General features: G+C 71.0%; 26 protein-coding genes. 6 read left to right on the top strand and 20 right to left on the bottom strand.

The window, feature by feature from the left end; genetic code table 11:
• Positions 1-63: 63 nt before the first annotated feature.
• Together ACFWZH_RS05170 and ACFWZH_RS05165 are read left to right on the top strand one after the other, a co-directional pair.
• Positions 64-579, top strand: coding sequence for a VanZ family protein (locus tag ACFWZH_RS05170; RefSeq protein ID WP_384425673.1), 516 nt, complete (start codon positions 64-66; stop codon positions 577-579).
• A gap of 46 nt (positions 580-625) precedes the next feature.
• The gene (locus ACFWZH_RS05165; RefSeq protein ID WP_384425557.1) at positions 626-856 is read left to right on the top strand and encodes a PspC domain-containing protein; all 231 of its coding nucleotides are present in this window, start codon (positions 626-628) and stop codon (positions 854-856) included.
• A 114-nt stretch (positions 857-970) separates the two neighbouring features.
• Here the strand turns inward: ACFWZH_RS05165 and ACFWZH_RS05160 are convergent, their stop codons facing one another.
• Positions 971-1234, bottom strand: coding sequence for a hypothetical protein (locus ACFWZH_RS05160; RefSeq protein WP_384425555.1), 264 nt, complete (start codon positions 1232-1234; stop codon positions 971-973).
• Positions 1235-1378: 144 nt separating this feature from the next.
• Positions 1379-2539, bottom strand: a complete 1161-nt coding sequence (locus ACFWZH_RS05155) for an adenosine deaminase (protein ID WP_384425552.1) — start codon at positions 2537-2539, stop codon at positions 1379-1381.
• Between the two features lie 103 nt (positions 2540-2642).
• On the opposite strand from ACFWZH_RS05155, the gene ACFWZH_RS05150 reads away from it, so the two are divergent.
• Positions 2643-3410 (top strand): alpha/beta hydrolase, encoded by a 768-nt coding sequence (locus tag ACFWZH_RS05150; protein ID WP_384425549.1) that lies wholly within the window; start codon positions 2643-2645, stop codon positions 3408-3410.
• A 51-nt stretch (positions 3411-3461) separates the two neighbouring features.
• Here ACFWZH_RS05150 and ACFWZH_RS05145 read toward each other — a convergent pair whose 3' ends face one another.
• A complete protein-coding gene (locus ACFWZH_RS05145; protein ID WP_384425547.1) occupies positions 3462-4457 on the bottom strand; it encodes a LysR substrate-binding domain-containing protein in 996 nt (331 codons plus the stop codon).
• 95 nt (positions 4458-4552) lie between these two features.
• Between ACFWZH_RS05145 and ACFWZH_RS05140 the strand changes: the two genes are divergently transcribed.
• Positions 4553-5872 carry an MFS transporter gene (locus ACFWZH_RS05140; RefSeq protein ID WP_384425544.1) on the top strand — a complete coding sequence of 440 codons (1320 nt, stop codon included), beginning with the start codon at positions 4553-4555 and terminating at the stop codon, positions 5870-5872.
• 206 nt (positions 5873-6078) lie between these two features.
• Here ACFWZH_RS05140 and ACFWZH_RS05135 read toward each other — a convergent pair whose 3' ends face one another.
• From ACFWZH_RS05135 to tgmA, 5 genes are all read right to left on the bottom strand, one after another.
• The gene (locus ACFWZH_RS05135) at positions 6079-7356 is read right to left on the bottom strand and encodes a thymidine phosphorylase (RefSeq protein ID WP_384425541.1); all 1278 of its coding nucleotides are present in this window, start codon (positions 7354-7356) and stop codon (positions 6079-6081) included.
• A gap of 101 nt (positions 7357-7457) precedes the next feature.
• On the bottom strand, positions 7458-7763 hold the full coding sequence (locus tag ACFWZH_RS05130) for a DUF6087 family protein (RefSeq protein WP_384425540.1): 306 nt from the start codon (positions 7761-7763) through the stop codon (positions 7458-7460).
• 83 nt (positions 7764-7846) lie between these two features.
• Complete coding sequence (gene tgmC / locus ACFWZH_RS05125) at positions 7847-9013, bottom strand: ATP-grasp peptide maturase system methyltransferase (RefSeq protein WP_384425538.1); 1167 nt, start codon at positions 9011-9013, stop codon at positions 7847-7849.
• Positions 8976-9974 carry an ATP-grasp ribosomal peptide maturase gene (gene tgmB / locus ACFWZH_RS05120; protein WP_384425536.1) on the bottom strand — a complete coding sequence of 333 codons (999 nt, stop codon included), beginning with the start codon at positions 9972-9974 and terminating at the stop codon, positions 8976-8978. Before tgmB ends, tgmC begins: the two co-directional genes overlap by 38 nt.
• A complete protein-coding gene (gene tgmA, locus ACFWZH_RS05115) occupies positions 9974-10258 on the bottom strand; it encodes a putative ATP-grasp-modified RiPP (protein WP_384425534.1) in 285 nt (94 codons plus the stop codon). The genes tgmB and tgmA overlap by 1 nt, the downstream gene beginning before the upstream one ends.
• Before the next feature lie 881 nt (positions 10259-11139).
• On the opposite strand from tgmA, the gene ACFWZH_RS05110 reads away from it, so the two are divergent.
• Positions 11140-12501, top strand: coding sequence for a tetratricopeptide repeat protein (locus tag ACFWZH_RS05110; RefSeq protein ID WP_384425531.1), 1362 nt, complete (start codon positions 11140-11142; stop codon positions 12499-12501).
• A gap of 1 nt (position 12502) precedes the next feature.
• Positions 12503-13036 carry an NUDIX domain-containing protein gene (locus tag ACFWZH_RS05105; RefSeq protein ID WP_384425671.1) on the top strand — a complete coding sequence of 178 codons (534 nt, stop codon included), beginning with the start codon at positions 12503-12505 and terminating at the stop codon, positions 13034-13036.
• Between the two features lie 330 nt (positions 13037-13366).
• On the opposite strand, the gene ACFWZH_RS05100 is transcribed toward ACFWZH_RS05105, so the two are convergent.
• The 12 genes from ACFWZH_RS05100 to ACFWZH_RS05045 form a co-directional block, all read right to left on the bottom strand.
• The gene (locus ACFWZH_RS05100) at positions 13367-13735 is read right to left on the bottom strand and encodes a hypothetical protein (protein WP_384425669.1); all 369 of its coding nucleotides are present in this window, start codon (positions 13733-13735) and stop codon (positions 13367-13369) included.
• 5 nt (positions 13736-13740) lie between these two features.
• Positions 13741-13998, bottom strand: coding sequence for a hypothetical protein (locus ACFWZH_RS05095; RefSeq protein ID WP_384425530.1), 258 nt, complete (start codon positions 13996-13998; stop codon positions 13741-13743).
• Between the two features lie 56 nt (positions 13999-14054).
• Positions 14055-14450 carry a cytidine deaminase gene (locus ACFWZH_RS05090; protein WP_384425527.1) on the bottom strand — a complete coding sequence of 132 codons (396 nt, stop codon included), beginning with the start codon at positions 14448-14450 and terminating at the stop codon, positions 14055-14057.
• Positions 14447-15736 carry an ABC transporter permease gene (locus tag ACFWZH_RS05085; RefSeq protein WP_384425524.1) on the bottom strand — a complete coding sequence of 430 codons (1290 nt, stop codon included), beginning with the start codon at positions 15734-15736 and terminating at the stop codon, positions 14447-14449. The genes ACFWZH_RS05090 and ACFWZH_RS05085 overlap by 4 nt, the downstream gene beginning before the upstream one ends.
• Positions 15733-16839: an ABC transporter permease gene (locus tag ACFWZH_RS05080; RefSeq protein WP_384425521.1), complete on the bottom strand. Its 1107-nt coding sequence runs from the start codon at positions 16837-16839 to the stop codon at positions 15733-15735. The genes ACFWZH_RS05085 and ACFWZH_RS05080 overlap by 4 nt, the downstream gene beginning before the upstream one ends.
• A complete protein-coding gene (locus ACFWZH_RS05075) occupies positions 16836-18464 on the bottom strand; it encodes an ABC transporter ATP-binding protein (protein ID WP_384425668.1) in 1629 nt (542 codons plus the stop codon). The genes ACFWZH_RS05080 and ACFWZH_RS05075 overlap by 4 nt, the downstream gene beginning before the upstream one ends.
• A 178-nt stretch (positions 18465-18642) precedes the next feature.
• Positions 18643-19677, bottom strand: coding sequence for a BMP family protein (locus ACFWZH_RS05070; RefSeq protein ID WP_384425519.1), 1035 nt, complete (start codon positions 19675-19677; stop codon positions 18643-18645).
• Positions 19678-19866: 189 nt separating this feature from the next.
• Positions 19867-21099: an amidohydrolase gene (locus ACFWZH_RS05065; protein WP_384425665.1), complete on the bottom strand. Its 1233-nt coding sequence runs from the start codon at positions 21097-21099 to the stop codon at positions 19867-19869.
• A 150-nt stretch (positions 21100-21249) separates the two neighbouring features.
• Positions 21250-22515: a hypothetical protein gene (locus ACFWZH_RS05060; RefSeq protein ID WP_384425516.1), complete on the bottom strand. Its 1266-nt coding sequence runs from the start codon at positions 22513-22515 to the stop codon at positions 21250-21252.
• Between the two features lie 26 nt (positions 22516-22541).
• Positions 22542-23474 carry an N-acetylneuraminate synthase family protein gene (locus ACFWZH_RS05055; RefSeq protein ID WP_384425513.1) on the bottom strand — a complete coding sequence of 311 codons (933 nt, stop codon included), beginning with the start codon at positions 23472-23474 and terminating at the stop codon, positions 22542-22544.
• Between the two features lie 66 nt (positions 23475-23540).
• Positions 23541-24746 carry a cytidylyltransferase domain-containing protein gene (locus ACFWZH_RS05050; protein ID WP_384425510.1) on the bottom strand — a complete coding sequence of 402 codons (1206 nt, stop codon included), beginning with the start codon at positions 24744-24746 and terminating at the stop codon, positions 23541-23543.
• A gap of 62 nt (positions 24747-24808) precedes the next feature.
• Positions 24809-26140 carry a DUF6716 putative glycosyltransferase gene (locus tag ACFWZH_RS05045; RefSeq protein WP_384425508.1) on the bottom strand — a complete coding sequence of 444 codons (1332 nt, stop codon included), beginning with the start codon at positions 26138-26140 and terminating at the stop codon, positions 24809-24811.
• Positions 26141-26162: the final 22 nt, after the last annotated feature.

Raw genomic sequence — 26162 nt, 5'->3', positions numbered from 1 at the left:
CCCACTACCGGCGTCCTGGCCTTTGTGCAGCGTCATGGCCCCGGCACCACCGCCGCCCCCCGTATGCGCGTCACCGGACTCCTTCTCCTCGTGGCGCATCTGCTGACCGTCGGCTGGCTCACGCTGCGCCCTCGTTCGGTGCCATGGGTGCCCGCCGCGAACCTCCAGCCGCTGGAGACGATCAGGGCCGAGCTGGCACACGGCCTGACGTGGGAGGCGGTGGGGCACCTGGGCGGCCCGGTGCTGCTGCTGGCGCCGCTGGGGGTGCTGCTCCCGCTCTCGGCCGGGCGGCTGAACGTCTCGCCGCTGGTGTCGCTGACCCGTACGACCTTCGCCGGCGCGATGATCGCGCTGGCCATCGAGCTGCTGCAGTCAGGGGTACCCGGGCGGGTCCCCGACGTCGACGCGGTGCTGCTGAACACCCTCGGAGTGGCGCTGGTGCACCTGCTGGTCGTCCCTGGGGCCCGGTCCCGGCTCCGCCGCCGGTACGAGGACCTCGGGGGTGCGACCCCGAGGGTCCCCAGGGTCGGACTGGCTCCGCAGGCTGACGCGCTGTCGGGCGGCCGAACCTACCTTTGAGACATCGGGGCAAACGCCCCACGAAGTCGAAAAGGAGCCGCCCATCATGGCCGCCGCACTGGTCCGCCCGAGCAACAACCGAATGATCGCCGGAGTGTGCGCGGGCCTGGCCCGTCGCTTCGGCACGACCCCGACGACGATGCGCGTGATCTTCCTGGTGTCATGTCTGCTGCCCGGCCCGCAGTTCCTGGTCTACCTCGCACTGTGGATACTCCTGCCCTCGGAGCAGAAGGCCGCCGCCGGCGCCGCCGGCGCCGCCGGCGCCGCCGGCTGGTAGCCCGCCGCGGCAGCGCCCGGCCCGGACATGACGGCGCCCCGACCGTATCTGCGAGGGCATACGGCCGGGGCACGGCACGTCACGCGTCCCTGGAGGACGGAGCGGGGAGCGGGATCAGCTGCCCAGGGCCTTGGAGACGGCGTTGGTCGGCAGGCCGCCCAGCAGGTTGCCCTGGGAGTTCAGCGGCGTCTTGACGTTGCCGACCGGCGTCTTGGCGCCCTTGAGGACCTTGCCGGTGTCCTTCACCGGCAGGTTCTTGAGCACGCCCTTGGCGTCCGGGGTGCCCACCTGCGCGGCGCTGGCGGCGCCCGCGGCGGTGACGGCGATGGCGGCACCGACAGCGGCGACACCGAGGGTCTTGATGGTTCCCTGCTTCATCGAATTACGTCCTCAATTGATGGGGGCTTGACCGGCAAATCAACCTAGTGAGGCGGCAACCGGCGCCGCAAACAGCCACGAGGAAAGCAAAAACGGCCGGTGGACATGCCACCGGCCGTTACGCTATAGACTCGCGCTACCCCGTTACTCGGAGTCAGAACCGCTGCTCACAGGCGCGGTCGTGACCGCCGGGCGGAAGAGCCATTCGGCCCGCAGTTCCGCGTAACCGGGCTTGATGACGTCATTGATCATGGCGAGACGTTCATCGAAAGGAATGAACGCTGATTTCATCGCATTGACAGTAAACCACTGCATGTCGTCGAGCGTGTATCGGAATGTCTTGACCAGGTGCTCGAATTCCCGCGACATGCTCGTGCCGCTCATCAGCCGGTTGTCGGTGTTGACCGTGAGCCGGAACTGCAGCCGGCGCAGCAGGCCGATGGGGTGCTCCGCGTAGGAGGGGGCCGCACCGGTCTGGAGGTTGGAGGTGGGGCACATCTCCAGCGGGATGCGCTTGTCCCGTACGTACGAGGCGAGCCGCCCGAGCTTGACCGAGCCGTCGTCGGCGACCTCGATGTCGTCGATGATCCGGACGCCGTGGCCGAGGCGGTCGGCGCCGCACCACTGCAGCGCCTGCCAGATCGACGGCAGGCCGAAGGCCTCACCGGCGTGGATGGTGAAGTGGTTGTTCTCGCGCTTGAGGTACTCGAACGCGTCGAGGTGGCGGGTGGGCGGGTAGCCGGCCTCGGCGCCCGCGATGTCGAAGCCGACGACGCCGCTGTCGCGGTAGCGGTTGGCGAGTTCGGCGATCTCCAGGGCGCGGGCGGCGTGCCGCATGGCGGTCAGCAGGGCGCCGACGCGGATGCGGTGGCCGTTCTCGCGGGCCCGCCGCTCGCCCTCGCGGAAGCCCTCGTTGACCGCCTCGACGACCTCTTCGAGGGTCAGCCCCTGCTCCAGGTGCTGCTCGGGCGCGTACCGGATCTCGGCGTAGACCACGCCGTCGGCGGCCAGGTCCTCGGCGCACTCGGCGGCCACCCGGGCCAGCGCGTCGCGGGTCTGCATGACGGCGCAGGTGTGCGCGAAGGTCTCCAGGTAGCGCTCCAGCGAACCGGAGTCGGCCGCCTCGCGGAACCAGATCCCGAGCTTCTCCGGATCGGTTTCGGGCAGTCCTTCGTAGCCGTTGGCGCGGGCCAGCTCGACGACCGTCGCGGGGCGCAGGCCGCCGTCGAGGTGGTCGTGGAGCAGCACCTTGGGGGCGCGGCGGATCTGTTCAGGGGTCGGAAGGGTGGTGGTCTCGCTCGTCATTTCGGCACTCTAGCCCCTACGCGCGTAGATCTCACCGAACGATACGTAACAGTGACCCGTACGCAGGGTGGCGCGCACGCCTCCTTCTGCCATCGTTCTCGTCATGGCTCAGCAAGCACTGCCGACGCGCGAGGCCCGGCTGGGAAAACCGCTGGGAGCGGGCGGAACCGCGAAGGCGGTGAGCGGGGTCGCCCTCTTACTGCCCGGAGGCGGACCGACCGGGGTGCGGCGCCCGTCACCGGTATCCGCACTGGCGGTACGCCCGCTCGCGGCCCGGCTGGCGAAGGCGGGCCGCGGCGAGGGCCTGACCGCCCACATCGTGCACTACCGCTGCCGCGGCTGGAACGGCACCGAGGCCCACCCCGCCTGCGACGCCGCCTGGGCCCTGGACGAGGTGGTGCGCCGCTACGGCGACGTCCCGGTCTGCCTCGTCGGTACGGGCATGGGCGCCCGCGCCGCCCTGCACGCCGCGGGACACCCCGCCGTCAACTCCGTGCTGGCGATCGCCCCTTGGCTGCCCGACCCCCTCCGCCACAACGGGCAGCCCGATCCGGTGAAGCAACTCATCGGCCGTCAGGTCCTCCTCGTCCACGGCACCAACGACGAGCGCCACGACCCCGACCTGTCGTACCGCTACGCCGAGCGCGCCAAGAAGGTCAACCGCGACACCTGCCGCTTCGAGGTCCACTCCGACGGCCACTCCCTGCACCAGCACCGCGCCGAGGTCCACGCCCTGGCCGCCGACTTCCTGCTCGGCTCGCTCTTCACCCGCGACTACGCCCGCCCCGTCAAGGACGCCCTGGCCGCACCCCCTCCCCTGGGCCTGCGGATGCCGCTGGCCTCGGGCTTCGGGGCGTCGCTGAGACATTGAGCGGGATGGCCTGCCGCGCCTGGCCCCGGGCGGGCGCCCCCTCCCTCTCGGTCAGCGGGGAAGGAGTCTTCCGCGGCGGCTCAGGAGGAACTTCTTGAACTCGGCCACCGGTGGGGTGTCGGGGTGGCCGTCCAGCCAGGCCACGCCGATTTCCCGGACCGCGCGGGGGGCCGTCACGGTCAGTTCGACGACGCCGGGGCGCGGTACGGCGGGTGGTGGCAGCAGGGCGACGCCCAGGCCGGCCGCCACCAGGCCGCGCAGCGTCTCGGCCTCCTCGCCCTCGAAGGCGATCCGCGGGGTGAAGCCCGCCTCGGCGCACAGCGCATCGGTGATCCGGCGCAGTCCGTAGCCCGGTTCGAGGGTGACGAACAGTTCGCCGGCGGCCTCCGCGAGCCGGATGCGCTTGCGCGCGGCCAGCGGATGCTCGTCCGGTACGACCAGGCGCAGCTTCTGCTCGTCGAGCCGGCGGGCGACCAGGTCCGGGTAGTCCGGGACGGGCGAGGTCAGGCACAGGTCGAGGTCGCCGGCGCGCAGCCGCTCGATCATCGCCTCGCCGTAGTTCTGGACGAGTTGGAAGCGCACCCGCGGATGGTCGGTGCGGAAGCTGCGGATCAGGCCGGGGACGGTCTCGGACCCGAGGGTGTGCAGGAAGCCGAAGGCGACCTTCCCGGCCGCGGGGTCGACGTCGGCGCGTACGGACTCCGTCGCGCGCTCCAGGTCCGTCAACGCCCGCTCGGTGGAGGCGAGGAAGGCCCGTCCGGCCGGGGTGAGGGAGAGGGTGCGGCCGTGCCGGGCGAAGAGCGCGACGCCGAGGTCGTCCTCCAGGCGGACGATGGCGCGGCTGAGTGTCGGCTGCGGCATGCCGAGTTCCTGCGCGGCGCGGGTGACGTGCTCGTGCCGGGCGACGGCGGTGAACTGGGCGATGCGCGGGGCGAGGAGCGTGGCCCACGAGTCGCCGCCCAGTTCGGCGGCCTCCCCGGTGTCCGCGCCGGTGTCCGCGCCGGTGCGCTTGTCCCCCAGCACTTCTTTTCTGTTGCGACCTTGCAACAGCGACCCCTGCGACCTGCGCTCATGCATCACAGAATCGATTATGCAGTTTCCATGCATTGGACGCATGAACTGGCCGGGCCTACCTTCGAAGCATGCCTCCCGCTGATACCGGGGCGTCCGTCACCGACCGTGCGGCCGCCTCTCCCCAGTCGTCCACAGACTCCTCTTCCTCCGCCGCCGCGTCCGACCCCGAGTCGGGCAAGCTGCGGCCGGGCGGCCCCGGCTACCGCCGGATGAGCTTCGCCCTCTTCGCCGCCGGAGTGGCCACCTTCGCCCTCCTCTACTCCACGCAGGCGCTGCTGCCCGCGATCTCCAGCGACCTCGGGGTGAGCCCGGACCAGGCGAGCTGGACGGTGTCCGCGGCCACCTTCGGCCTGGCGCTCGGGGTGATCCCGCTCAGCGCCGTCTCCGAGCGGTTCGGGCGGCGCACGCTGATGACCGTGTCCCTTTCGGTGGCCACGCTGATCGCGCTGCTGGTGCCGTTCGCGCCGTCGATCGGCGCGCTGATCGCGCTGCGCGCCGTCCAGGGCGTCGCGCTGGCCGGGCTGCCGGCCTCGGCGATGGCCTTCCTGGCGGAGGAGGTACGCGCCAAGGCGCTGGTGGGCGCCATCGGTCTGTTCGTGGCGGGCAACAGCATCGGCGGGATGTCCGGCCGGATCGTGACCGGCTGGGTCGCCCAGGCCTGGGGCTGGCGGGCCGCGCTCGGCGCGGTGGGTGTGATGGCGGTGCTGTGCGCGGTGGCGTTCCGGCTGCTGGTGCCCAAGGCCCGGCACTTCACGTCCCGTTCGGTGGGCCCGCGGGCGCTGGCCCGAACCCTGGGCGGTCACCTCTCCGATCCCCTCCTGCGCCGCCTCTACGGCATCGGCGCGCTGTTCATGACGGTCTTCGGCGCGGTCTACACGGTCATCGGCTACCGCCTGGTGTCCGAGCCGTTCCACCTCCCGCAGGGCATCGTCGGTTCGATCTTCGTGGTCTACCTGGTCGGTACGGTCTCCTCGGCCGCGGCCGGCCAGCTGGTGGCCCGGGTCGGCCGGCGTGGCGCCCTCTACCTGGCGGTCGGCACCACGTCGACGGGTCTGCTGCTGACGCTCGCCGACTCGGTGGCCGCGGTGCTGGCGGGCCTCGTTCTGATCACCGCCGGTTTCTTCGCGGGCCATGCGGTGGCCTCGTCCGCGGTCAGCCGTACCGCCAAGACGGCCCGCGCCCAGGCGTCGGCGCTCTACCAGTGCGCGTACTACGTCGGCAGCAGCCTGGGCGGCGCGCTCGGTGCCGCCGCCTTCCACGCGGTCGGCTGGGACGGCACCGTCGTCCTGGGGCTGGCCGCGATGCTGGGCGCCGCCTCGATCACGCTGTACGCCACGCGCAAGGCGGTCGTCGAGCGCCGACTGCTCCACTTGGGGAAGGCCGCGTAGCAACCGCTCCACGAGCCGGAGGGCCCGCCCCGCCACCTGTCCTGGTGGGGCGGGCCCTTCGCGTACCGGCGCGGGCGGCAGGACGCGGTGGGCGCGCCGGGCCGCGGTGTCACAGGTTCCGGAGGCCGATTCCGGAATCAGACCGGAGTGCGACGGCACCCACCGCCCGACATCAACGGGCGGTGGGCACCGGGGAGTTGAGGCCGTCAGCCGATGCGCTCCAGCATCACCGGGCCCGCGGTGAAGGCGGTGCCCTCCGGGCCGATGACGATGCCGCCGGCGAGGGCGTCCAGGGCGTAGGGGATCTTCTCGGGGGTGTCGGTGTGCAGGGTCAGCAGGGGCCGGCCGGCGGTGACGTGGTCGCCGGGCCTGGCGTGGAGTTCGATGCCGGCTCCGGCCTGCACCGGGTCCTCCTTGCGGGCGCGGCCGGCGCCCAGGCGCCAGGCGGCGAGGCCGACCGCGTAGGCGTCGAGGGCGGTGAGGGTGCCGGTTTCGGTGGCGGTGACGGTGTGCTGCTCACGGGCCACGGGCAGGGGGGCGTCGGGGTCGCCGCCCTGGGCGGCGATCATGCGGCGCCAGTGGTCCATGGCGGAGCCGTCGGCCAGCGCCTTGGCCGGGTCGGCGTCCTGGAGGCCGGCCGCGTCGAGCATTTCGCGGGCGAGCGCGAGGGTCAGCTCGACGACGTCCCGGGGGCCGCCGCCGGCCAGCACCTCGACGGATTCGCGGACTTCGAGGGCGTTGCCGACGGTCCGCCCCAGGGGGGTGGCCATGTCGGTGAGCAGCGCGACCGTCCGCACCCCGTGGTCGGTGCCCAGCTCGACCATGGTGGAGGCGAGTTCGCGGGCGTCGTCGAGGTTCTTCATGAAGGCGCCGGAGCCGACCTTGACGTCCAGGACCAGGGAGCCGGTGCCCTCGGCGATCTTCTTGGACATGATCGAGGAGGCGATGAGGGGGATGGACTCGACGGTGCCGGTGACGTCGCGGAGCGCGTAGAGCTTCTTGTCCGCGGGGGCCAGGCCGTCGCCGGCGGCGCAGATGACCGAGCCGGCCTCCCGGAGGATGGCGAGCATCTCCTCGTTGCTCAGCTGGGCGCGCCAGCCGGGGATGGACTCCAGCTTGTCGAGGGTGCCGCCGGTGTGGCCGAGGCCGCGGCCGGAGAGCTGGGGCACGGCGGCACCGCAGGCGGCGACGAGCGGGGCGAGCGGGAGGGTGATCTTGTCGCCGACACCGCCGGTGGAGTGCTTGTCGGCGGTGGGTCGGGGCAGACCGGAGAAGTCCATGCGCTCGCCGGAGGCGATCATGGCGGCGGTCCAGCGGGCGATCTCCTTGCGGTTCATGCCGTTGAGGAAGATGGCCATCGCCAGGGACGACATCTGTTCATGGGCGACCTCGCCGCGGGTGTAGGCGTCGATGACCCAGTCGATCTGCTCGGGGGTCAGTTCGCCGTGGTCGCGCTTGGTGCGGATGACGGAGATGGCGTCCATGGACGGTTCCTTTCGAACGGGTAGGTCCGTTCTACACGCATAGACGCGGGGTGACCAGACGCGGAGGGGCGGAGGGTTCGCGGTGGGGCCAGGCGCGGTCCCTAGCGCTCGGGCCTTGGCGCCTGGGGCTTGCGGTGCCTGCCCGTGCCTGCGCCGAGCTGGGGCGCCGGCCCCGCGGCCGGGGGCTCGATGACCTCGGGGTACAAGATCCTTTTTGCCTCGGCGAGGTTGGACGCGAAGCCGTGGGGTTCCCAGGAGTATCCGTTCCACCGCTGGATGGCACGGGGTGCGTCCGGGTTCAGATGCGAGCCTTTGGGGCCCTCACCGGTGACGAGGGGAATTGCGCGGAGCCGTCCGACCTTCGCGTCACGGCGCTCCGCCCATTCCGACAGCGGTTCTTCGTCCATCTCGGCATCCCTACGCTTCGGCGGCTGCTCCCCCCGGGGGTAAGAGGGTAATGGGCCCCCAAGGTTGATCACTTCGCGATCGTTCACGCGAGGCGATGGCGCCAGCGCAGCGACCGGCTGCCCTCGATCCCATATGTGTGGGCCCTGTTGTCGATCTGGAGCTGTACGGCGGTGATGTCGGGGCTTCCCGCGTCCCGCCATGCGGTGAGAGCCTGCTCGATGTCGTCCCACAGGGCCACCGGGCCGCCCTGACGGACGCGCCAGCCATCACCGTCAGGCGTGAATTGGGCGAAGGACTCGCGCTCGGGGTCGAAGAGGCACAGGAGCGCCAGTCCCTCGCTCGTCGACGCGCGAACGAGGTGTGCGCCGGGCGCGGCAAGCTGGGCGAGAAAGGCGGGCATCCACTCCTCCAGCACGACCGGCGGCACCTTCGCCGCACGCTCGCTGTCGGCGTAGGCCGTGCGCGCGGAGAGGTCGCCGGCCGGCGGGACCACGGCTTGCGCCCGAGCCTGCATGAACGAGGAACGGCCGATGATCCGGCCCTCGGCGGTCCCGTTCTCGCCCACGGTGACCTTTGCCAGGCCCGTACCGTAGGGCCAGGAGCCGACGGTCGCAAGGATGGTGCCGCCTGGCTTGGTCTGTCGAATCCAGGTGTGGGGGATGCGGCGGACTGCGCAGGTGGCGATCACCCGGTCGTACGGGGCGCGGTGGGGATGCCCCAGGAGACCGTCCCCTGTCACGGTCCAGGTCGAGAACCCCGCTGTTTCCAGCGCGGCGTCGGCCCGGGCCGCCACCTCGGGGTCCACCTCGACCGTGGTGACGTTGTCCTCGCCGAGCCGGTGGCACATCAGGGCCGAGGAGTAACCGGTGCCGGTGCCGATCTCCAGCACCTGGTGCCCCTCCTCCACATCCAGGCTCTCGATCATGCCGACTACGGTTGCGGGGATGGTGGACGAGGACGTGGGCGTGCCTGTCACGAGGCCGGCGGCCTGGTCCGCGGTGAGCTGTCCGTCGAGCTGAGTGGTCAGGGACTGGTCGCTGTAGGCGATCTCCGCCCACTCCGCCGGGTCGGCCCCCACTGCTGTGACCGGTCGCCAGCGGCCACCGTCCACGGGCAGGAAGACCCCGGGGTGCAAGAACAGCTCACGCGGTACGGCTTCGACCGCCGCCCGCCACTGGGGGGTCGTAAGGACCCCGGCTTTCTCCAGCCGGTCAGCAAGGGAACGTCGCTCGGATGCGGTTTCCGTCATGGGGCCCTCCTCGGGTCAGCAGGTCGGCGAATGCGGCGGACATTTCCAGGCCGGTCTTCTCTTCCAGCCACCCCCATTGGCCGTTCGGATTCAGCTCCAGCCACCAGTAGTCACCCGCCTGGTCAACGGCGAGGTCGAAGCTCCCGGACACCAGCCCGAAATGGTCCAAGCAGGCATGGAGCGCCTTGACCACGTGGCCTGGCAGGTCTGCAACGCTGTAGGAGAGGGCGGAGTAGTCCTTGCGCCAGTCCAGGAGGTCGGAGTCGATCCGCACGGGGAACGCTCGCCCACCGACCACCAGCACCCGCACATCGGCGACCTTGTCCACGCGGGCTTGGAACAGGTGCGGTGTCACGCGCACGCTGTCATCGATCTCCTCGACGGCGACCGGGTCCGCCCACCCCGTTACCGGAACTCCGTCTCGCTCGTATGGGGTCCACCGCAGGGTCTTGTAGATCACCTGACCGTGTGCGGCGATGAACTCCCGGGCTTCATCGGGGTCATTGGTCACGAGGGTCGGCGGCACTGTGAGACCAAGCCGCTGGGCGACGGCGAGTTGAGCAGGCTTGTAGTCGGCCGCCGCATTACGAAGGGGATGATTGACCCATAGTGGGCCGTCGAGGGCGTAGAGGGTGCCGCCCAGTCCGTACCGAACCTGCGCGGCAGAGAACCGCGCGTCCTCGTCGCTCAGGTGCGGGAAATCGGGCCAGACGGGGCGGCGCCAGTACACCGCTCGCACGTGATCCAGGTCGACGGTTCTCGACAAGGTGCGCACCTGCCCGGCCACGGGGGCCGGGCGGGTGCCGAACCGAGCCGAGACCGTCAGGCATCCGCCGATGTCGGCGGGGTTGAACCTGACCACCGGCACGTTTCGCCGGTTGAGTTGTGTGATCACCATGTCGGCGGTGACATCGTCCGCCTCGGTGGCCACCAGTACCGGCCTGTCCTCGGTCACAGGCATCAGTCCTGCTGGCTGTCCTGGTCGTGGCCCTGGTCGTTCTGCGAGTCCGAGTTCGTCGTCGTGGAGGTCTCGGTGCCGGAGCTGGTGCCGTGCTTGCCCATCTCGACCACCTGGCCGGCGTGGTCGCGGAACACGCCGAGCTGTGTGGCCGGGTCGACGGTCACCGTAACGTGCGGGCGGCGCAATGTGGTCGGGTACGGCGCGAGTCGGCCGGCCCCCCAGGGGCGAGTGTGGGTGAGGTGCGTAGCGGACGTGGCGCTCTCGATCTCAGCGGTCGCGGCCATGCCGCGCCCCCTTTCTCTCGTCGTTCCCGGCCCGGCTGGGCGCGGGGAGTTGCCCGTCCGTCGCCACGGATCGGGCTCCGCCATCGGTTGGGCTGTCGGCCGTGAGGGAGTACCGGCGCCCTGGGTGGTCCCCGCCGAGGGCGGATGTCTGTGCTCAATCGCGGCCGCATTCCTTCGGGTGGGGGTGACGGCGGATCTCGATGTTGCAATCGGTCGCCTTCGACTTGTCCCCGTTGGCGTGCGCCTTCGCACGCTGCTCGGCCAGGGCGAAGCACACGTCGCACCCGGGAACCGGGTCGGGCTCCGGCGCCGGCATCGGTTCCCACAGATGAACGGAGCGACAGATGCGGGGCATCAGCCCATCACCTCCACCCCGTGAACCGAGCGCAGCCTCGCGTCGTACCCGTGCAGGGTGGGCCACAGCATCTGCCGCCGACCGTGCTGCAATCGCCGCTCCTGCCGTTCCTCGGGCGTGAGGACGTACGGACGGATCAGAGCCGAGTCCTCTCCGTGGAGCGGCCACGGCTGCCGGATGGGACCGCGGGGAAGCATGAGTGTCGGCGCGTCCTCGTGCCTCGTGGCCGGCGGTGCACCGATGCATCGGTGGCAGCCTCGCGCGGGTAAGAGCAGCCGCAACAGCAGGACTAAGAACCTCGCTGTAGCGTTGCGCATGTTGTCAACTCCCTGATAGTTGATGGCCACGCCCCCGGATCGTTCGCCCGATCGCGGGGGTCCTGCATGTGGCCTGTCGACCCCCCTCGGGGGGAGTGCCGACGTTCCGGACGGGTGATGTTTAGTGAACCTGCCGTCACTCACGGTTGCTACGGTGAGAGGCAGTTGAAGCGGTATACGCGGTTTACAGCTCCGGACGGGAGGCGATCGTGGCAGCGCAGAGAGAACCCAACTCCCGCTTGCGCGACACCATCGAGGCGGCTGGCTGCACATACGAGGCCCTGGCCAAGGGCGTACGGCGCGTCGCTGCAGAGAACGGCGAGATCCTCCAAACCAACAAGTCGGCCATCTCACACTGGGTGAACGGCACCCGGCAGCCCACCGGACGTGCTGGCCAGTACCTCGCCGAGGTGCTGTCTCGCCGAGCAGGCCGCACCATCACCCAGACCGAGATTGGCCTGCGCCCAGCCGAGGCCCACGATTCGACGAAAATGGATCCGGACCCGGTCCTCACCGCCACCGACCTTGGCCGCGCCGATGTGGAACGCCGCCGCTTCCTCGCGCTAGCCGCCTTCACCACCGCCGGCGTCGCCATGCCGCTCGCCTATGACCATGAGGCCACCGCCCGCATGCTCCGCGCACGCACCGGAGCGGCCATGGTCGGCGGGGAGGATGTGGACGTCGTACGTCAGATCACCACCGCCTTCAGTGCGGCCGACGAACGCCTCGGCGGTGGCCATGGCTTGACCACCGTCACGGCTTATCTCGCCGACACCGCAGCCCCCATGCTCCGCGGACGTTTCCCCAGCGACGCCTTACGCCGAGCCGCCTTCGGCGCGGTCGCCGAACTCGCCTATCTGGCCGGCTGGAAGCACCACGACCTCGGCCAGGAAGGCGCCGCCCAGCGCTACTACCAGGTCGGCTACCAACTCGCCTGCGAAGCGGACCCCTACGGGCATGCGGCCTGGATGATGCGTGCCCTCGCCCACCAGGCCCTCAGCCTCAAGCAGCCCCGCCATTGCGTCGACCTCGCTGCCGCCGCGCTCACCCGCGGCCTCAACCACATCGATGGCCGGACCGAAGCCCTCCTCCACATCACCCACGCCCGCGCATACGCCGCTATTGGTGAGAAGCCCGCTGCAGCCCGCGCCCTCCTCGCTGCCGAAGATGCCCTCATCCGCTACGACGGACCTCAGCCCAGCTACTCCCGCGTCAGCGGCCCGGCCGCCGGCACCGTCGCCAGCCACACCGCCCGCACCCTGACCGACCTAGCCGACCACATCGGCACCGAGCAGCAGCACCGCGACGCCCTCATCCGCTGGGACCCTCAGAAGTACAAACGCGTCCACGCCCTCACCTATGCCGACCTCGGTGACAGCCTCGCCGCCCAGGCTCGCGCCGACGAAGCCGTCGCCGCTTGGTCCCAGGCCCTGAGCCTCATGGAAGGCATGACCTCCGACCGGACGCGCAAGGCGATCACATCGCTCAGATCAACCCTTGCCGTCTACCAGCGGCGCAAAGTACCGGGCGCCACCGAACTTGCCCGCCGCGCACGAGAAGCGCTGGCCTAAGCTGCCGATCAACCGGCCGACGAAGGGATCCACCGTGGCTCAGCCGAAGACCGACGACCAGCCCAAAGTGCTCAAGCCCGCCCTCGAAGCCATGACCGTGCTGGTCGCCGCCGTCATCGTCCACGACACGGCCGCCAACCGTGTCGTCCTCCTTCAGCGCAGCCAGGGCGCCAAGTTCGCACAAGGGATGTGGGACCTCCCCGTCGGCAAGAGCGAGCCCGGCGAGCCGGTCACCGAAACCGCCGTACGCGAGCTGTACGAGGAGACCGGCCTGATCGTGAAGCCCGAGGCGCTGAAGGTCGCCCACATCATCCACGGCGCCTGGGGCGTCGAAGCCCCTAACGGCTTCCTCACCGTCGTCTTCGCCGCCCACGAATGGACCGGCGAACCCGAGAACCGGGAACCGCGGAAGCATGACCAGGTGTGCTGGGTCGACGCTGATGCCATCCCCGACGAGTTCGTCGACACCACCGCCAGCGCTCTTCATCACTACCTGACCGACGGGCAACAGGTATCGCTGGACGGCTGGAGGTAGACATCGGGTCGCGAACCGCAGTTCACAGCCGTAGCGATAGGAAGTGACACCTCAACAGGTCACCTGCACGGCAGGAACTGAGCGCACGTGGGGTGCGAGCGCCACGAAGCCCCGGCGTCCCCGAGTTGGCGGGGGTGGGTGGCGGGGGTGGGTGGCGGGGGTGGGTGGCGGGGGTGGGTGGCGGGGGTGCCATGCCCTAAGGGGGCGATGGCACCCCTAGGGCCGTACGACAAGGGCTGTCGCCCTCTTAGAGCGGGCCACCCGGCGCGGCCCCATGACGCACTGTGGCCCCGCCGTACGGCGGGGCCACAGCAGACCATGTCCAGCGTGTCAGGGGGTGAGGTCCAGCACCCGGACCGGCTGGCCTTCCCACCGCTTGGGAGCGGTGGTCGCAATGATCGCCCCATCGGGCCGCTCGGGAGTCGGCTGTGCGGCGAACTGACTGTGCGCCGCGGCCCACGTCATCTTCTGGGCGACCGCCAGCGCGGCGGGCAGGTCCAAGTCCAGCACGGTGATGCCCTGCAGCGCCGCCAGGTGCTCGGCCGTTCCCGGCCGGGCCCGGTCTGCTTCCACCAGCGCGCAGGAGGGCGCGTAGAGGAACCAGCCGGTCTCGGCGTGCGCACGGTGGATGAGACGGGAGGCGAGAACGTTTCCCTGGCCGGCCGCGGCCATCGCTGTCTCATCCAGCACGATGTGCATCTCACTCACTGGCCGGTCACCTCGGCCAGGCGCCGGTCCAGCTCACTGTCCAGGTCCTTCTGCTCGGCCGGCGTCGGGGCGTAGCCATTCCACTTCTTCAGCGTGGCCAGAGCCTTCTCCGCGCGCTCGGCGCGCTCGGCCGGGGTCAGCAGGGTCTCGGCCAGTCGGGCCAGGTAGGCGCGCAGCGACAGACCCTCGGCTGCCGCGATCGCGGCAAGCCGGTCCTTGGCCTCTTCGGGGAGGCGGATATTGGCATCGGACATCGTCGTGCTCCTTCCCATCCTCGAAGGGTACGGGTACGTACCCGTACCCGTCCATCTCACCCCGCCAAATGCCCCGGCCCGAACGCGTCCGGCAGCAGGTCCGACAGGGGGCGGATGCCCGCCGGGGTGTCCACCAGGAGCTCCGGGCCGCCGTGTTCCCACAGCAGCTGGCGGCAGCGGCCGCAGGGGACCAACAGCTCGCCGGCGCCGTCGACGCAGGTGAAGGCCGTGAGGCGGCCGCCGCCGCCGGCGAACAGGGCGGAGATCAGGCCGCATTCGGCGCACAGGCCCAGGCCGTAGGAGGCGTTCTCGACGTTGCAGCCGGTGACGGTGCGGCCGTCGTCGACGAGGGCGGCCGCGCCGACGGGGTAGTCGGAGTACGGGGCGTAGGCCCGGGACATCGCGTCCCGGGCCTGCGCGCGCAGTGACTCCCAGTCGGGAGCTGTGGTCACTTGCCCTGGCCTCTTCGGTAGATCTTGCCGATCGCCTTCGGTGGCCGCAGCCGCTGCGCGGCCAGCGAGAGCACCAGCAGCGTAGCGATGTACGGGGCGACACCGACGATCTCCAGCGGGACCGTGTCGGTGGTGGCGTACCACAGGCCGAGCAGCGCGGCCGCGACCAGGCTGAGCACGGCCTGGGTGCGCTGTCCGCCGCGCAGCTTCCACAGCGCCAGGCCGACCAGCAGCACGGCGAGCAGGAGCAGCAGGGCGTGGACGGTGGGGCCGCCGCCGCGCAGCTGGAGCGCGTCCATGAAGCCGAACAGGCCGGCGCCCATGGCGACGCCGCCCGGCCGCCAGTTGCCGAAGATCATGGTGGCGAGGCCGATGTAGCCGCGGCCGCCGGTCTGGCCGTCCTGGTAGATGTGGACGTAGATCGCCAGGAACGCGCCGCCGAGGCCGGCCAGTGCGCCGGAGACCAGCACCGCCGCGTACTTGTAGCGGTAGACGTTGACGCCCAGCGACTCGGCCGCGATCGGGCCCTCGCCGCAGGAGCGCAGCCGCAGGCCGAACGCGGAGCGCCACAGGACGTAGAAGGTGAGCACGAACAGGACGGCGGTCACCACGGTCAGCCAGGAGACGTTGGTGACCAGGGAGCCGGCGATGCCGGCGGTGTCGGAGACCAGGAACCAGTGGTGCTGCTCGATGGAGTGCAGCCAGTCCGACAGACCGGGGACGGTGAACGTCGGCATGTCCGGCATCGGCGGCGACTGCTTGTCGTTGCCGCCGGCCGCCGCGGCCGCGCTGCCGTCCGCGCCGAACCACAGCTTGGCCAGGAACTGGGTCAGGCCGAGCGCCATGATGTTGATGGCGACGCCGGAGATGATGTGGTCGACGCCGAAGGTGACGGTGGCCAGGGCGTGCAGCAGTCCGCCGAGCGCACCGCCGACGACGCCGGCCAGCGCCGCGGCCCAGGGGCCGTGCTGCCAGCCGACCGCGCCCGCGGAGAAGGCGCCGAGCATCATCATGCCTTCGAGGCCGATGTTGATGACGCCGGAGCGCTCGGCCCACAGGCCGCCGAGGCCGGCCAGGCCGATCGGCACGGCGGCGTTGAGCGCGGCGATGTACTGGCCCGATTCGGTCAGGTTGTTGGCGCCGGTGACGATCCGCAGCAGGGACAGCAGGATCAGGCTGCCCGAGATGATCAGCAGGATCTTGGGGTAGCTGAGCTTGGCCCGGGGGGTCTTGGGCTTGTGGTGATGGGGGCTCTGGTCGACCGGAGCCGTGAGGTTCGTACTCACGAGGCCACCTCCGCCTTCTCGGTCTTGCGGGCCTGGGCGGCGAGCTCCTCGCCGACCTGCCGCTGCTGGAGTCTGAGGCCGTAGCGGCGCACGAGTTCGTAGGCGATGACGACGCACAGCACGATGACGCCCTGCATCACGCCGACGATCTCCTGCTCGTAGTCCTCGAACTCGAGCTGGGTGCCGGTGCGTTCGAGGAAGCCCCACAGCAGTGCGCCGGCGGCCATCCCGATCGGGTGGTTGCGTCCCAGCAGCGCGATGGCGATGCCGGTGAAGCCGATGCCGATGGGGAAGTCGGTGCCGTAGTTGTACGAGACGCCGAGCAGCGTCGGCATGCCGATCAGGCCGGCCGCGGCGCCGGAGAGCAGCATGGAGGTGACGATCATCCGCTTGACGTTGACGCCGCCGGCCTCGGCCGCGGACTCCGACTGGCCGACGGTGCGCAGGTCGAAGCCGAAGCGGGTGCGGCCCAGCACGAACCAGTACACGAAGCCGACGATGACGGCGACGACGAGGAAGCCGTCGAGCGGAGCGGGCTGGGTGGGGATGGTGAAGAAGTGGCTGGAGGCCGGGAGGTTCGGCGTGTGGAAGAGGTTGCCGTCCTTGATCGCGAGCCGGCCGTCCTGGAGGAAGTAGCCGATGACGGCGGCCGCGATGGCGTTCAGCATGATCGTGGTGATCACCTCGCTGACGCCGCGGGTGGTCTTCAGCAGACCCGCGATACCGGCCCAGACCGAGCCGACCAGCATCGCGACGATGATGATCAGCGGGATCTGCAGGAAGCCGGGGAGGGTCAGCGCACCGCCGACCACCGCGGCGAAGAACGCCGCGATGCGGTACTGGCCGTCGACCCCGATGTTGAACAGGTTCATCCGGAAGCCGATGGCGACGGCCAGCGCGGACAGGTAGTACGGGACCGCCTTGTTGATGATCCAGACCTGGCTGTCGCTCTTGGAGCCGAAGTCGGCCATCACGGTGTAGGCGTGGATCGGGTCCTTGCCGGTGGCCAGGATGATCACCGAGGTGATGGCCAGCGCCGCGACGATCGCCAGGACGGGCGCGGCGATGCCCAGGATCAGCTTGTTCTTGTCGAGCTTCTTCACTCGGACTCTCCCTCCTGGGACGAGCGCGGCTCCGAGTCTGCGGCGGTGTCGCTGTCGGAATGGGTCAGATGGCCGCTGGCGGCGCCGGTCATGGCCGAGCCCAGCTCCTCCGGGGTGATGGTGGCGGGGTCCGCGTCGGCGACGAGCCGGCCGCGGTACATCACCCGCAGGCCGTCGGACAGGCCGATCAGCTCGTCCAGGTCGGCCGAGATCAGCAGTACGGCGAGGCCCTCGCGGCGGGCGGTGCGGATCTGGTCCCAGATCTGCGCCTGGGCGCCGACGTCCACGCCCCGGGTGGGGTGCGCGGCGATCAGCAGCTTGGGGTGGTGGCTCATCTCGCGGCCGAAGATCAGCTTCTGCTGGTTGCCGCCGGAGAGGGAGGCCGCGGTGACCTCGATGCCGGGCGTGCGGACGTCGTACTCGCGGACGATCCGCTCGGTGTCGGCGCGGGCGGCCTTCAGGTCCAGCCGCCGGCCCTTGGCGTTGGGCTTTTCGGTGACATGGCCCAGGATGCGGTTCTCCCACAGGGGGGCCTCCAGCAGCAGGCCGTGCCGGTGGCGGTCCTCGGGGATGTAGCCGATGCCGTCCTCGCGCCGGGTGCGGGTGGGCAGGTGGCTGATGTCGATGCCGTCCAGCGTGATGGTGCCGCTGTCGGGGTCGCGCATGCCCATGATGGCCTCGACCAGTTCGGCCTGGCCGTTGCCCTCCACGCCCGCGATGCCCAGGACCTCGCCCTTGCGGATGGTCAGCGACACGTCGTTCAGGACGGTGCGCTCGACTCCCTCCGCGTCGGCGGTGGCCAGGCTCAGCCCTTCGACCCGGAGCATCTCCACGTCCGTGACGGTGGACTCGCGGGTCTGCGGCGAGGGCAGTTCGCTGCCGACCATCAGCTCGGCGAGCTGCTTGGGCGTGGTCTCGCTGGGCACGACGGAGGCGACGGTGGTGCCGCGCCGGATGACGGTGATGTCGTCGGCGACCGAGAGCACCTCGCCCAGCTTGTGGGAGATGAAGATGACGGTCAGGCCCTCGGCCTTGAGCTCGCGCAGGTTGTCGAAGAGCGCGTCGACCTCCTGCGGGACCAGCACGGCGGTCGGCTCGTCGAGGATCAGGGTGCGGGCGCCGCGGTAGAGGACCTTGAGGATCTCCACGCGCTGGCGGTCGGCGACACCGAGGTCCTCGACGAGGACGTCGGGGCGGACGCCGAGGCCGTAGCGGTCGGAGATCTTGAGGATCTCGGCGCGGGCCCGGCCGCCGATGCCGTGCAGCTTCTCGCCGCCGAGAACGACGTTCTCCAGCACGGTGAGGTTGTCGGCGAGCATGAAGTGCTGGTGCACCATGCCGATGCCGCGGGCGATGGCGTCGGCCGGGCTGTGGAAGTTGACCTGTTCGCCGTCGATGCTGATGGTGCCCTCGTCCGGCTTCTGCATGCCGTAGAGGATCTTCATCAGCGTGGACTTGCCGGCGCCGTTCTCGCCGACCAGCGCGTGCACGGTGCCGCGGCGGATGGTGATGTCGATGTCGTGGTTGGCGACGACACCCGGGAACCGCTTGGTGATCCCGCGGAGTTCCACCGCCGGTGCCGCGGCGGGGGCGCTGTCTGCCTGGGGACTGCTGGACGCTTTGATGGCGCACTCTCCTCGGGAGCAGGGAGTGGTAAGGAGGAGCGGGGAGGTGACGATATCGCGCCAACTCCACGCTACGCGCGTAGCGTTGACGCCGGAACATCGCCTGGCCGCCGGGTCGGTCCGGCGAACGGGTCGGGTACGGCGGCGTGTCGGCCGCCGCACCCGACCCGCGATGGAATTACTTGGCCGGCGTGTCGCTGACCTTGACCTCGCCCGACGCGATCTTCTTCTTCGCCGCGTCGATCTTGGCCTGGATGTCGTCGATGAAGCCGCCCGAGGTGGACAGCCGCACGCCGTTGTCCTTGAGCGTGTACGCCTTGTTGCCGCCCAGCGGCTTCTTGTCCTTGACGCTCTTGACCAGGTCGTACACCGCCACGTCGACGTTCTTCATCACCGACGTGAGGATCGAGCTCTTGTACTTGGCCAGACCCGGCTGCAGGTACTGGTCGGAGTCGACGCCGATCGCCCAGGCGCCCTTCTTGCCGGCGACCGTCTCGATCGAGCCGTTGCCGGACTGGCCGGCGGCGGTGTAGATGACGTCGATCCCGCCGTCGAGCATGCCCTTGGCCTTGCCCTTCGCGGCGGCCGGGTCGTTGAAGCCCTTGTCGTCGTTGGCGTAGAGGTACTCGGAGGTGACCTTCGCCTTGGGGTCGGTGTCCTTGACGCCCTGCTCGAAGCCGGCCTGGAACTTCTGGATCAGCGCGTTGTTCACACCGCCGATGAAGCCGACCTTGTGGGTCTTGCTCTTCAGCGCGGCGGCGACACCGGCGAGGTAGGAGCCCTCGTGCTCGGCGAAGACCATGCCGTAGACGTTCTTGGCCTCGGAGGGGGAGTCGACGACGCCGAAGGTGGTCTTCGGGAACTTCTTGGCGACCTTGTTCACGGACTTGCCGTAGTTGAAGCCGACCCCGATGACCGGGTTGAAGCCCGCCTCGGCCAGCGAGGACAGCCGCTGCTCGCGGTCCGCCTCGGTCTCGCCGTTCTTGGCGGTCATCATCTTGGACTGCACACCGAGGTCCTTCTCGGCCTTGTCCACGCCACGAGCCGCCGCCTCGTTGAACGAGTGGTCGTCCCGGCCGCCGACGTCGAAGGCGAGTCCGACGCCCTTGCCCTTGCCACCGGATTCGGTGGAGGACTCGCCGCAGGCGGTCAGTGAAACGGAGAGGGCCGCGGTGGCGATGCCCGCGGCAACGATCTTGGATACCCGGTGCACGAGGGGCCCCTTCGACTCGTAGCGCCTCCATTGGCGCTGATTCCGCGGAATCGTAACGCGCGTAGATGCCAGGTAAAGGGCAGGTGGAAAGCCGTTATCGATTCGAGGCGTACGACGCCCGGACGATCACCACGGCCGCCGTCGAGGCGATCGACGGCGGCCGGAATTGTTCGATTCTGTCGGTCTGACTCAACCGCGGGACAGCAGCGCGGCGGCCGTGAAGAGCTCCACGCCGACCTGGATCGCCCGCTCGTCGACGTCGAAGTCGCCGCGGTGGAGATCGTGTCGACTGAGCTCGCCGGGCGGCCGGACACCGAGGCGGGCCATGGCTCCGGGAACGTGTTCGAGGTACCAGGAGAAGTCCTCGCCGCCCAGGGACTGCTCGGTGTTCTCGACGCTGTGGATGCCGCGCCGGGCGGCCATGGCGTCCATGAGCAGCTGGGCGCTCTCGGCCTCGTTGACCACCGGCGGCACCCCGCGGACGTAGTTGATCTGCGACTTCGCGCCGTACAGGCCGGCCACCTCGTCGATCGCCGCGTGCACCAGGTCCGGGGCCTTGCGCCAGGCGTCGAGCTCGAGGCACCGGACGGTGCCGGCCAGCTCGGCGCGCTGCGGGATCACGTTGCAGACGTGCCCGGACGCCAGCCGGCCCCAGGTGACGGCGAGCCCGGCGCGGGCGTCGACCCGGCGGGCGATCAGCGCGGGCACGTCGAGGGCGACCCGGGCGGCGGCGGTGACCATGTCGGTGGTCAGGTGCGGGCGGGCGGTGTGGCCGCCGGGCCCGTCCAGGACGACCTCCAGCCGGTCGCAGGCCGAGGTGATCGGGCCGGTGCGCAGCCCGATCCGGCCGGCGTCGACGCGCGGGTCGCAGTGCACGGCCAGGATCCGGCCGACGCCCTGCAGCACGTCGGACTCGATCGCGTCGGGGGCGCCGCCGGGCAGCACCTCCTCCGCGGGCTGGAAGATCAGCCGCACCGGGCGGGGCAGCGCGCCGGCGCGGGCCAGCTCGGCCAGGAGCAGGCCGGCGCCGAGGACGACGGTGGTGTGGACGTCGTGGCCGCAGGCGTGGGCGCGGCCGGGGATCGTGGAGGCGTACTCGACGGTCTTGGTGTCCGGGATGGGCAGGGCGTCGATGTCCGCGCGCAGGGCCAGCAGCGGGACGTCGGCGGCGGTGTCCGTACCGATGTCGCAGATCAGGCCCGTGCCGGTGGCCAGGACGCGGGGGTGCAGCCCGGCCCGCTCCAGGCGCTCCTTGATCGCCGCGGTGGTCCTGAACTCCTGGTTGCCCAGCTCGGGGTGCCGGTGCAAGTCGCGGCGGAAAGCGGTGAGTTCGGCGCCCAGTGCGTCCGGCAGGGCGCCGGGGAGCGAGGCCCCTCCGGCGGTGTCGGCGGGGGCGTCGGCGTCGTCGGTATCGAGGGACATCAGTTGGTTCACCTGTTGAAGGTTACGGGTCCCAATGGGGCAACTGTCCCTCGATCAACAAAAGTTCAGCCCCTTAGGGGAAGAAAATCTAGCCCGCTCGGCGCATGGACGGTTTATGGGAAGGGTATGAAGTACGGCTTCGCACGGGCGTCATCCGGCGGCCATCCGCTGGGTGAACGGGAGTCGTTGCACGTCACGGGCGGTTCCGGTGACCCCGTCGAGGAACCCCTGTGCGCGCGGTGAGGCGTTGGCCGTAAGCCATTGCGGATCGATGTCGCAGACCGCCACCTTCACCTGTGTACCCAGCAGCGCCAGCGGCAGGGTGTGCACGACGGTGGAGGGGAAGCTGACGATCAGGCGTCCGATGGGCCCGCGCCGGGCGATCAGTTCGAGCGGCAGGTCGGGTCGTACGACCTCCAGGCCGGTCTCGCCGGCCAGCCGGCGCAGCTTCTCGGTGCTCTCGCGGCGGTGTGCGAAGTAGCGGCTGGCGCCGTGCCGGCGGGCCAGCGTGCCGACCGCTTCCAGGTAGCGGTCGGCGTCGACGACGCCGGTCTCCACCAGCGAGGTGCCGACGATGTCGGCGGCGCCCATGACCCGGGGCGGTCCGAAGCGCGCCCGGGTCCAGGCGAACTCGTTGGTGGTGACGTGCACGCCGGGCGGGGCCTCGACCGGCATCGAGCTGAACAGCCCGACGGTGCGTCGGCCGCCCTCGGGTGCCGGGGTGAGCCGGCGGCGGGCGGTGGCCGAGAACGGCGCGAAGACCAGGTCCCGCGGGCCGCGGCCGCTGCCGTGCCGGTGCCAGCGCACCAGCCGCTCCCCGCGGGCGAGTTGGGAGATGAACTCCATGGTGGCGGTGCCGTCGTCGACCACCACCAGGTCGCGTGCCTTGGTGAGGGTGAGCAGCAGCTGCACGTAGCGGGAGAACGGGTCGCCGATGACGACGCGGTGGGCGCGGCGCAGCAGCGGGGTGAGCCCGCCGACGGTCCGCATCGGGGCGGTGGGGCCGCCGCGGGCCTCCTCCCAGCGCACCGTATGGCCTTCGTCGCGGGCGAGTTCGGCCATCCTGCGCAGCTGGCCGCGGGTCATCGGGTCGTGTGGGGAGAGCACGACGACGGTGAGCGCGAGCGGGGCCGCGGTGGGCCGGCCGGTGTCGGCGGGGCCGCCGCGGCCGTCTGCCGCCGTCGCCGCGTGCGCCCATTCCAGGACGTTCAGCAGCTGCACCGGGCTCTCGACGAAGGCGAGGGTGGCGGAGTCCGGGGCGGCCTCGCGCCGCCCGTGACCCGAGGGTGCGGTGCGGTGGCGCTGCCGCGGCACCCCCAGGAGACGACGGGCGGGAGTACCCGTCGTCTCCTGGGGCGGGATCCCGGCGCCGGGTGTGACGGGCGCGGCGCGGGTCCCTTCAGGTGAGCTCACCATGGCTCCCGTGTGTGGCTCGTGGGCCGTCAGACCGCCGCCGGCTCGGCGCCGGCGGCCTCCGCCTCGGCGACCACGCCGGCGACCCGGCGCAGCTTCTTCATCGGGCCGCGCTCGCTGTCGTAGACCTTCTTGACGCCGTCACCGAGGGACTCCTCGATGGTGCGGATGTCGCGGACCAGGCGGGACAGGCCGCCGGGCTCGACGGAGGCGGCCTGGTCGGAGCCCCACATGGCGCGGTCGAGGGTGATGTGGCGCTCGATGAAGGTGGCGCCGAGGGCGACCGCGGCGAGGGTGGTCTGCAGGCCGGTCTCGTGGCCGCTGTAGCCGATCGGGACGTTGGGGTACTCCTCCTGCAGCGTGTTGATCATGCGCAGGTTGAGCTCCTCGGCCTTGGCCGGGTAGGTGCTGGTGGCGTGGCAGAGCAGGATGTTGTCGCTGCCCAGGACCTCGACGGCGTGCCGGATCTGCTTGGGGGTGGACATGCCGGTCGACAGGATGACGGTGCGGCCGGTGGCGCGCATGGCGCGCAGCAGCTCGTCGTCGGTGAGGGAGGCGGAGGCGACCTTGTAGCAGGGCACGTCGAACTTCTCCAGGAAGGCGACGGACTCGACGTCCCAGGGGGAGGCGAACCAGGCGATGCCGCGCTTCTTGCAGTAGTCGTCGATGGCGCGGTAGCCGTCCTCGTCGAACTCCACGCGGTGGCGGTAGTCGATGTAGGTCATCCGGCCCCAGGGGGTGTCGCGCTCGATGTCCCACTGGTCGCGCGGGGTGCAGATCTCCGGGGTGCGCTTCTGGAACTTCACCGCGTCGCAGCCGGCGTCGGCGGCGGCGTCGATCAGCGCGAAGGCGTTCTCCAGGTCACCGTTGTGGTTGATGCCGATCTCGCCGGTGACGTAGACGGGGCGGCCGGGGCCGGCCTCGCGGTCGCCGAGCTTGCGGAGGCGGGAGTTGCTGCTCATGGGGAGATTCCTTCGTGTGGATATGGGGGTGTGCGGGGTGGGGTCTTGAGGGGTTGCGGGTGGGGGTTACAGCGCGGGACCCAGCAGCCAGGCGGCGATCTCGCGGATCGCGCCGCTGCCGCCGGGCGTCGCGGTGACCGCGCGGGCGGCGCCGCGCACCACGTCGTGCGCCCCGGCGACCGCCACGGGCCAGCCGACGAGGTCGAAGCACGGCAGGTCGTTGACGTCGTTGCCGACGTAGAGCACGCGCTCGGGCTCGATGCCCGCTTCCTCGCACCACTGCTTGAGGGCGAGGTCCTTGCGGTCGATGCCGTGCAGGACGGGCACCTGCAGCTTGCGGGCCCGTGCGGCGACGACCGGGTTGGTCTCCGTGGACAGGATCAGCAGCTTCAGCTCCGCCTTGCGCAGGGCGGCTACGCCGAGGCCGTCGCCGCGGTGCACCGCGACGATCTCCCGTCCGTCGGAGTCGATCAGCACCCGGTCGTCGGTCTGGGTGCCGTCGAAGTCCAGTACCACCGCGTCGATGTCGTCACGGGTGGGCAGGGCGCCGGGGCGCGGGGCGTCCAGCAGCGGCGCGAGGGCGCGGGCGCGGGCGAGATCATGCGGATCGTCGATCTCCAGCACCCGGGCGGGGTCGGTGCGGACGAGTTCGGTGCGGCCGAAGAAGCGGTGGCCGCTGGTGCGGAAGCCGGCCGCGTCCATGGCGTAGGCGGCGCCGGTCTCCAGCAGGTCCTGGGGGCGGTCCTGGCGGCGGGGCCGGAAGGACTTGTCGTGGTTGACGCCGTGGCCGCCGTCGGCGGCGGGGGCGGTGCCGGCGTCCGCCGGCTCGGCGTCGCGCCAGACGAAGCCGTGGAAGGGGGCGACGGTCAGCGCGCTGTCGGCGCCGCCCTCGACGACCGCCGCGGCGACCCCGTCGATGTCCTCGCGGACGATGAACGGGCTGGTGCACTGGACCAGCAGCACCGCGTCGACGGTGGTGCCCTGCTCGGCCTCGTAGGCGTCCATGGCGTGCAGCACCGCGGCCTCGCTGGTGGCGGTGTCGCCGGCGATGTCGCCGGGGCGCCGTACGACGACCGCTCCGGCGCCGCGGGCGGCGGCCGCGATCCCGGCGTCGTCGGTGGAGACCACCACGTCGGTCACCAGGCGGGCGGCGCGGCATTCGCGGACCGCGCGGGCCACCAGGGGCACACCGCCGACGGCGGCGAGGTTCTTGGCGGGGACGCCCTTGGATCCGCCGCGGGCGGGGATGACGGCCACGACTGTGGGTGGCATTGCGGGCTCCTTGGGGAGGCGGGGGCCTGGGGAGGTCACAGGGGAGGTCGCACCGGGGTCGGTCACAGCTGCCCCCAGCGGCGGATGGCGGGGGCGACGCGCTGGACGCCGTGGCGGTAGGCGCCGCGGGCGGCCTCGCGCACGGTCTCGCGGGCGACCCGGCGCAGTCCGCCGGTCTCCTCGGGGGCGTCGGCGTAGCCGGGGAGCGGCTCGCCCTGCGGGTCCAGGCCGTGCCGGGCGAGGATGCCGGGGAGGTAGCCGGGTGCGGTGCGGGGGGTGTAGTACGGGGTGATCGCCGGCAGCTGCTCGGCCTCGCGCAGCTCGGTGACCCGGGCGCGGGCGGCGTCGAAGGCCTTCTCGTACTCCCCCTCCGCGGCGACGCCCTGGCGGGCCAGCCACTCCCGGTCGGGCTCCGGCCGGTGTCCGGCGTCCAGCTCGTCCCAGGAGGCCAGGCAGCCGGAGCCGAGGAAGTGGTGGTTGCCGAGGGACTCGCGGATGCCGAGGTCGGTGAGGACGACGGTGGGGATGCCGCGGTGCAGCGACTCCAGTGCGGCGGTCGAGCTGACCGTCACCATCAGGTCGGTGCGGTCCAGGACCTCGCCCATGTTGCCGTACACCAGGCGGCAGTTGGCGGGCAGCGGTCCGGGGGCCTTGGCGGCGAGCTTCTGGTACGGCAGTTCCTCGATGTGCGTGGTGTGCTCGCCCGGCTTGCTGCGGAGCTTGATCAGCACCTCGCGGTCGGGGTGCCTGCGGGCGTGCTCAACGGCCCTGCGCAGCAGGTACGTTCGGTCCGCGCGGCTCTCCGGGACGGAGGGCTGGGCGGCGAACACCACGGTGTAGGAGTCGCCCTCGCCGGTGTAGCGGTCGCCGCCGAGGAACGGCAGGGCGCATTCGACGACGCTTTCGTCGTCGGCGCCGACGCCGCGGTAGACCTCGCGGAAACGGTCCGCGTCGTGCCGGGAGTTGGCGAGCACGACGTCCGCGCCGTGCCGCAGCAGCAGTCCGTCGGCGAGCTTTTCGTAGACCACGCCGACATAGCCGGTGACGACGACGGGGCGGCGGGCGCCCGCTGCGGTCTCGGTGCCCCAGGCGCGGGCCAGGCCGTGCAGCATCGCCTGCACCGCGCCGCCCACGCAGGCCAGCACGACGACGTCGTACCGCGTGCGGTCGATGGACCGCACGAAGTCGACTCCCCTGATTTCGCGCAGCGAGTCCGCACGGGCGCCGACCTCGTCGAGCTGGCGGACCGTGGGCGTGGCGCGGCCGCGGAGCAGGTACCCGTCGAGTCGGATGTCCGATTGGATCCGGTACGCTGTCAAAGCGCCCCATTTCCATCGGGTATCCGAGTCGGCGAGCACGGCGACTCGCGGCGAAGAAGTGGTACGTGATGGCACGTCGAAGACGCTAGGAAGGCAT

It is taken from the genome of Streptomyces sp. NPDC059008 (assembly GCF_042749045.1).
Taxonomy (GTDB): Bacteria; Actinomycetota; Actinomycetes; order Streptomycetales; family Streptomycetaceae; genus Streptomyces.
This window is presented reverse-complemented; position numbering and strand designations above follow the sequence as displayed.

What these genes read in the sequence shown, in the direction of transcription:
- ACFWZH_RS05170 (WP_384425673.1), top strand. Translation starts at nt 64, where the DNA reads ATGCGCGTCACCGGACTCCTTCTCCTCGTGGCGCATCTGCTGACCGTC.
- ACFWZH_RS05165 (WP_384425557.1), top strand. Translation starts at nt 626, where the DNA reads ATGGCCGCCGCACTGGTCCGCCCGAGCAACAACCGAATGATCGCCGGA.
- ACFWZH_RS05160 (WP_384425555.1), bottom strand. Translation starts at nt 1,234, where the DNA reads ATGAAGCAGGGAACCATCAAGACCCTCGGTGTCGCCGCTGTCGGTGCC.
- ACFWZH_RS05155 (WP_384425552.1), bottom strand. Translation starts at nt 2,539, where the DNA reads ATGACGAGCGAGACCACCACCCTTCCGACCCCTGAACAGATCCGCCGC.
- ACFWZH_RS05150 (WP_384425549.1), top strand. Translation starts at nt 2,643, where the DNA reads ATGGCTCAGCAAGCACTGCCGACGCGCGAGGCCCGGCTGGGAAAACCG.
- ACFWZH_RS05140 (WP_384425544.1), top strand. Translation starts at nt 4,553, where the DNA reads ATGCCTCCCGCTGATACCGGGGCGTCCGTCACCGACCGTGCGGCCGCC.
- ACFWZH_RS05135 (WP_384425541.1), bottom strand. Translation starts at nt 7,356, where the DNA reads ATGGACGCCATCTCCGTCATCCGCACCAAGCGCGACCACGGCGAACTG.
- ACFWZH_RS05130 (WP_384425540.1), bottom strand. Translation starts at nt 7,763, where the DNA reads ATGGACGAAGAACCGCTGTCGGAATGGGCGGAGCGCCGTGACGCGAAG.
- tgmC (WP_384425538.1), bottom strand. Translation starts at nt 9,013, where the DNA reads ATGACGGAAACCGCATCCGAGCGACGTTCCCTTGCTGACCGGCTGGAG.
- tgmB (WP_384425536.1), bottom strand. Translation starts at nt 9,974, where the DNA reads ATGCCTGTGACCGAGGACAGGCCGGTACTGGTGGCCACCGAGGCGGAC.
- tgmA (WP_384425534.1), bottom strand. Translation starts at nt 10,258, where the DNA reads ATGGCCGCGACCGCTGAGATCGAGAGCGCCACGTCCGCTACGCACCTC.
- ACFWZH_RS05100 (WP_384425669.1), bottom strand. Translation starts at nt 13,735, where the DNA reads ATGCACATCGTGCTGGATGAGACAGCGATGGCCGCGGCCGGCCAGGGA.
- ACFWZH_RS05095 (WP_384425530.1), bottom strand. Translation starts at nt 13,998, where the DNA reads ATGTCCGATGCCAATATCCGCCTCCCCGAAGAGGCCAAGGACCGGCTT.
- ACFWZH_RS05065 (WP_384425665.1), bottom strand. Translation starts at nt 21,099, where the DNA reads ATGTCCCTCGATACCGACGACGCCGACGCCCCCGCCGACACCGCCGGA.
- ACFWZH_RS05060 (WP_384425516.1), bottom strand. Translation starts at nt 22,515, where the DNA reads ATGGTGAGCTCACCTGAAGGGACCCGCGCCGCGCCCGTCACACCCGGC.
- ACFWZH_RS05055 (WP_384425513.1), bottom strand. Translation starts at nt 23,474, where the DNA reads ATGAGCAGCAACTCCCGCCTCCGCAAGCTCGGCGACCGCGAGGCCGGC.
- ACFWZH_RS05050 (WP_384425510.1), bottom strand. Translation starts at nt 24,746, where the DNA reads ATGCCACCCACAGTCGTGGCCGTCATCCCCGCCCGCGGCGGATCCAAG.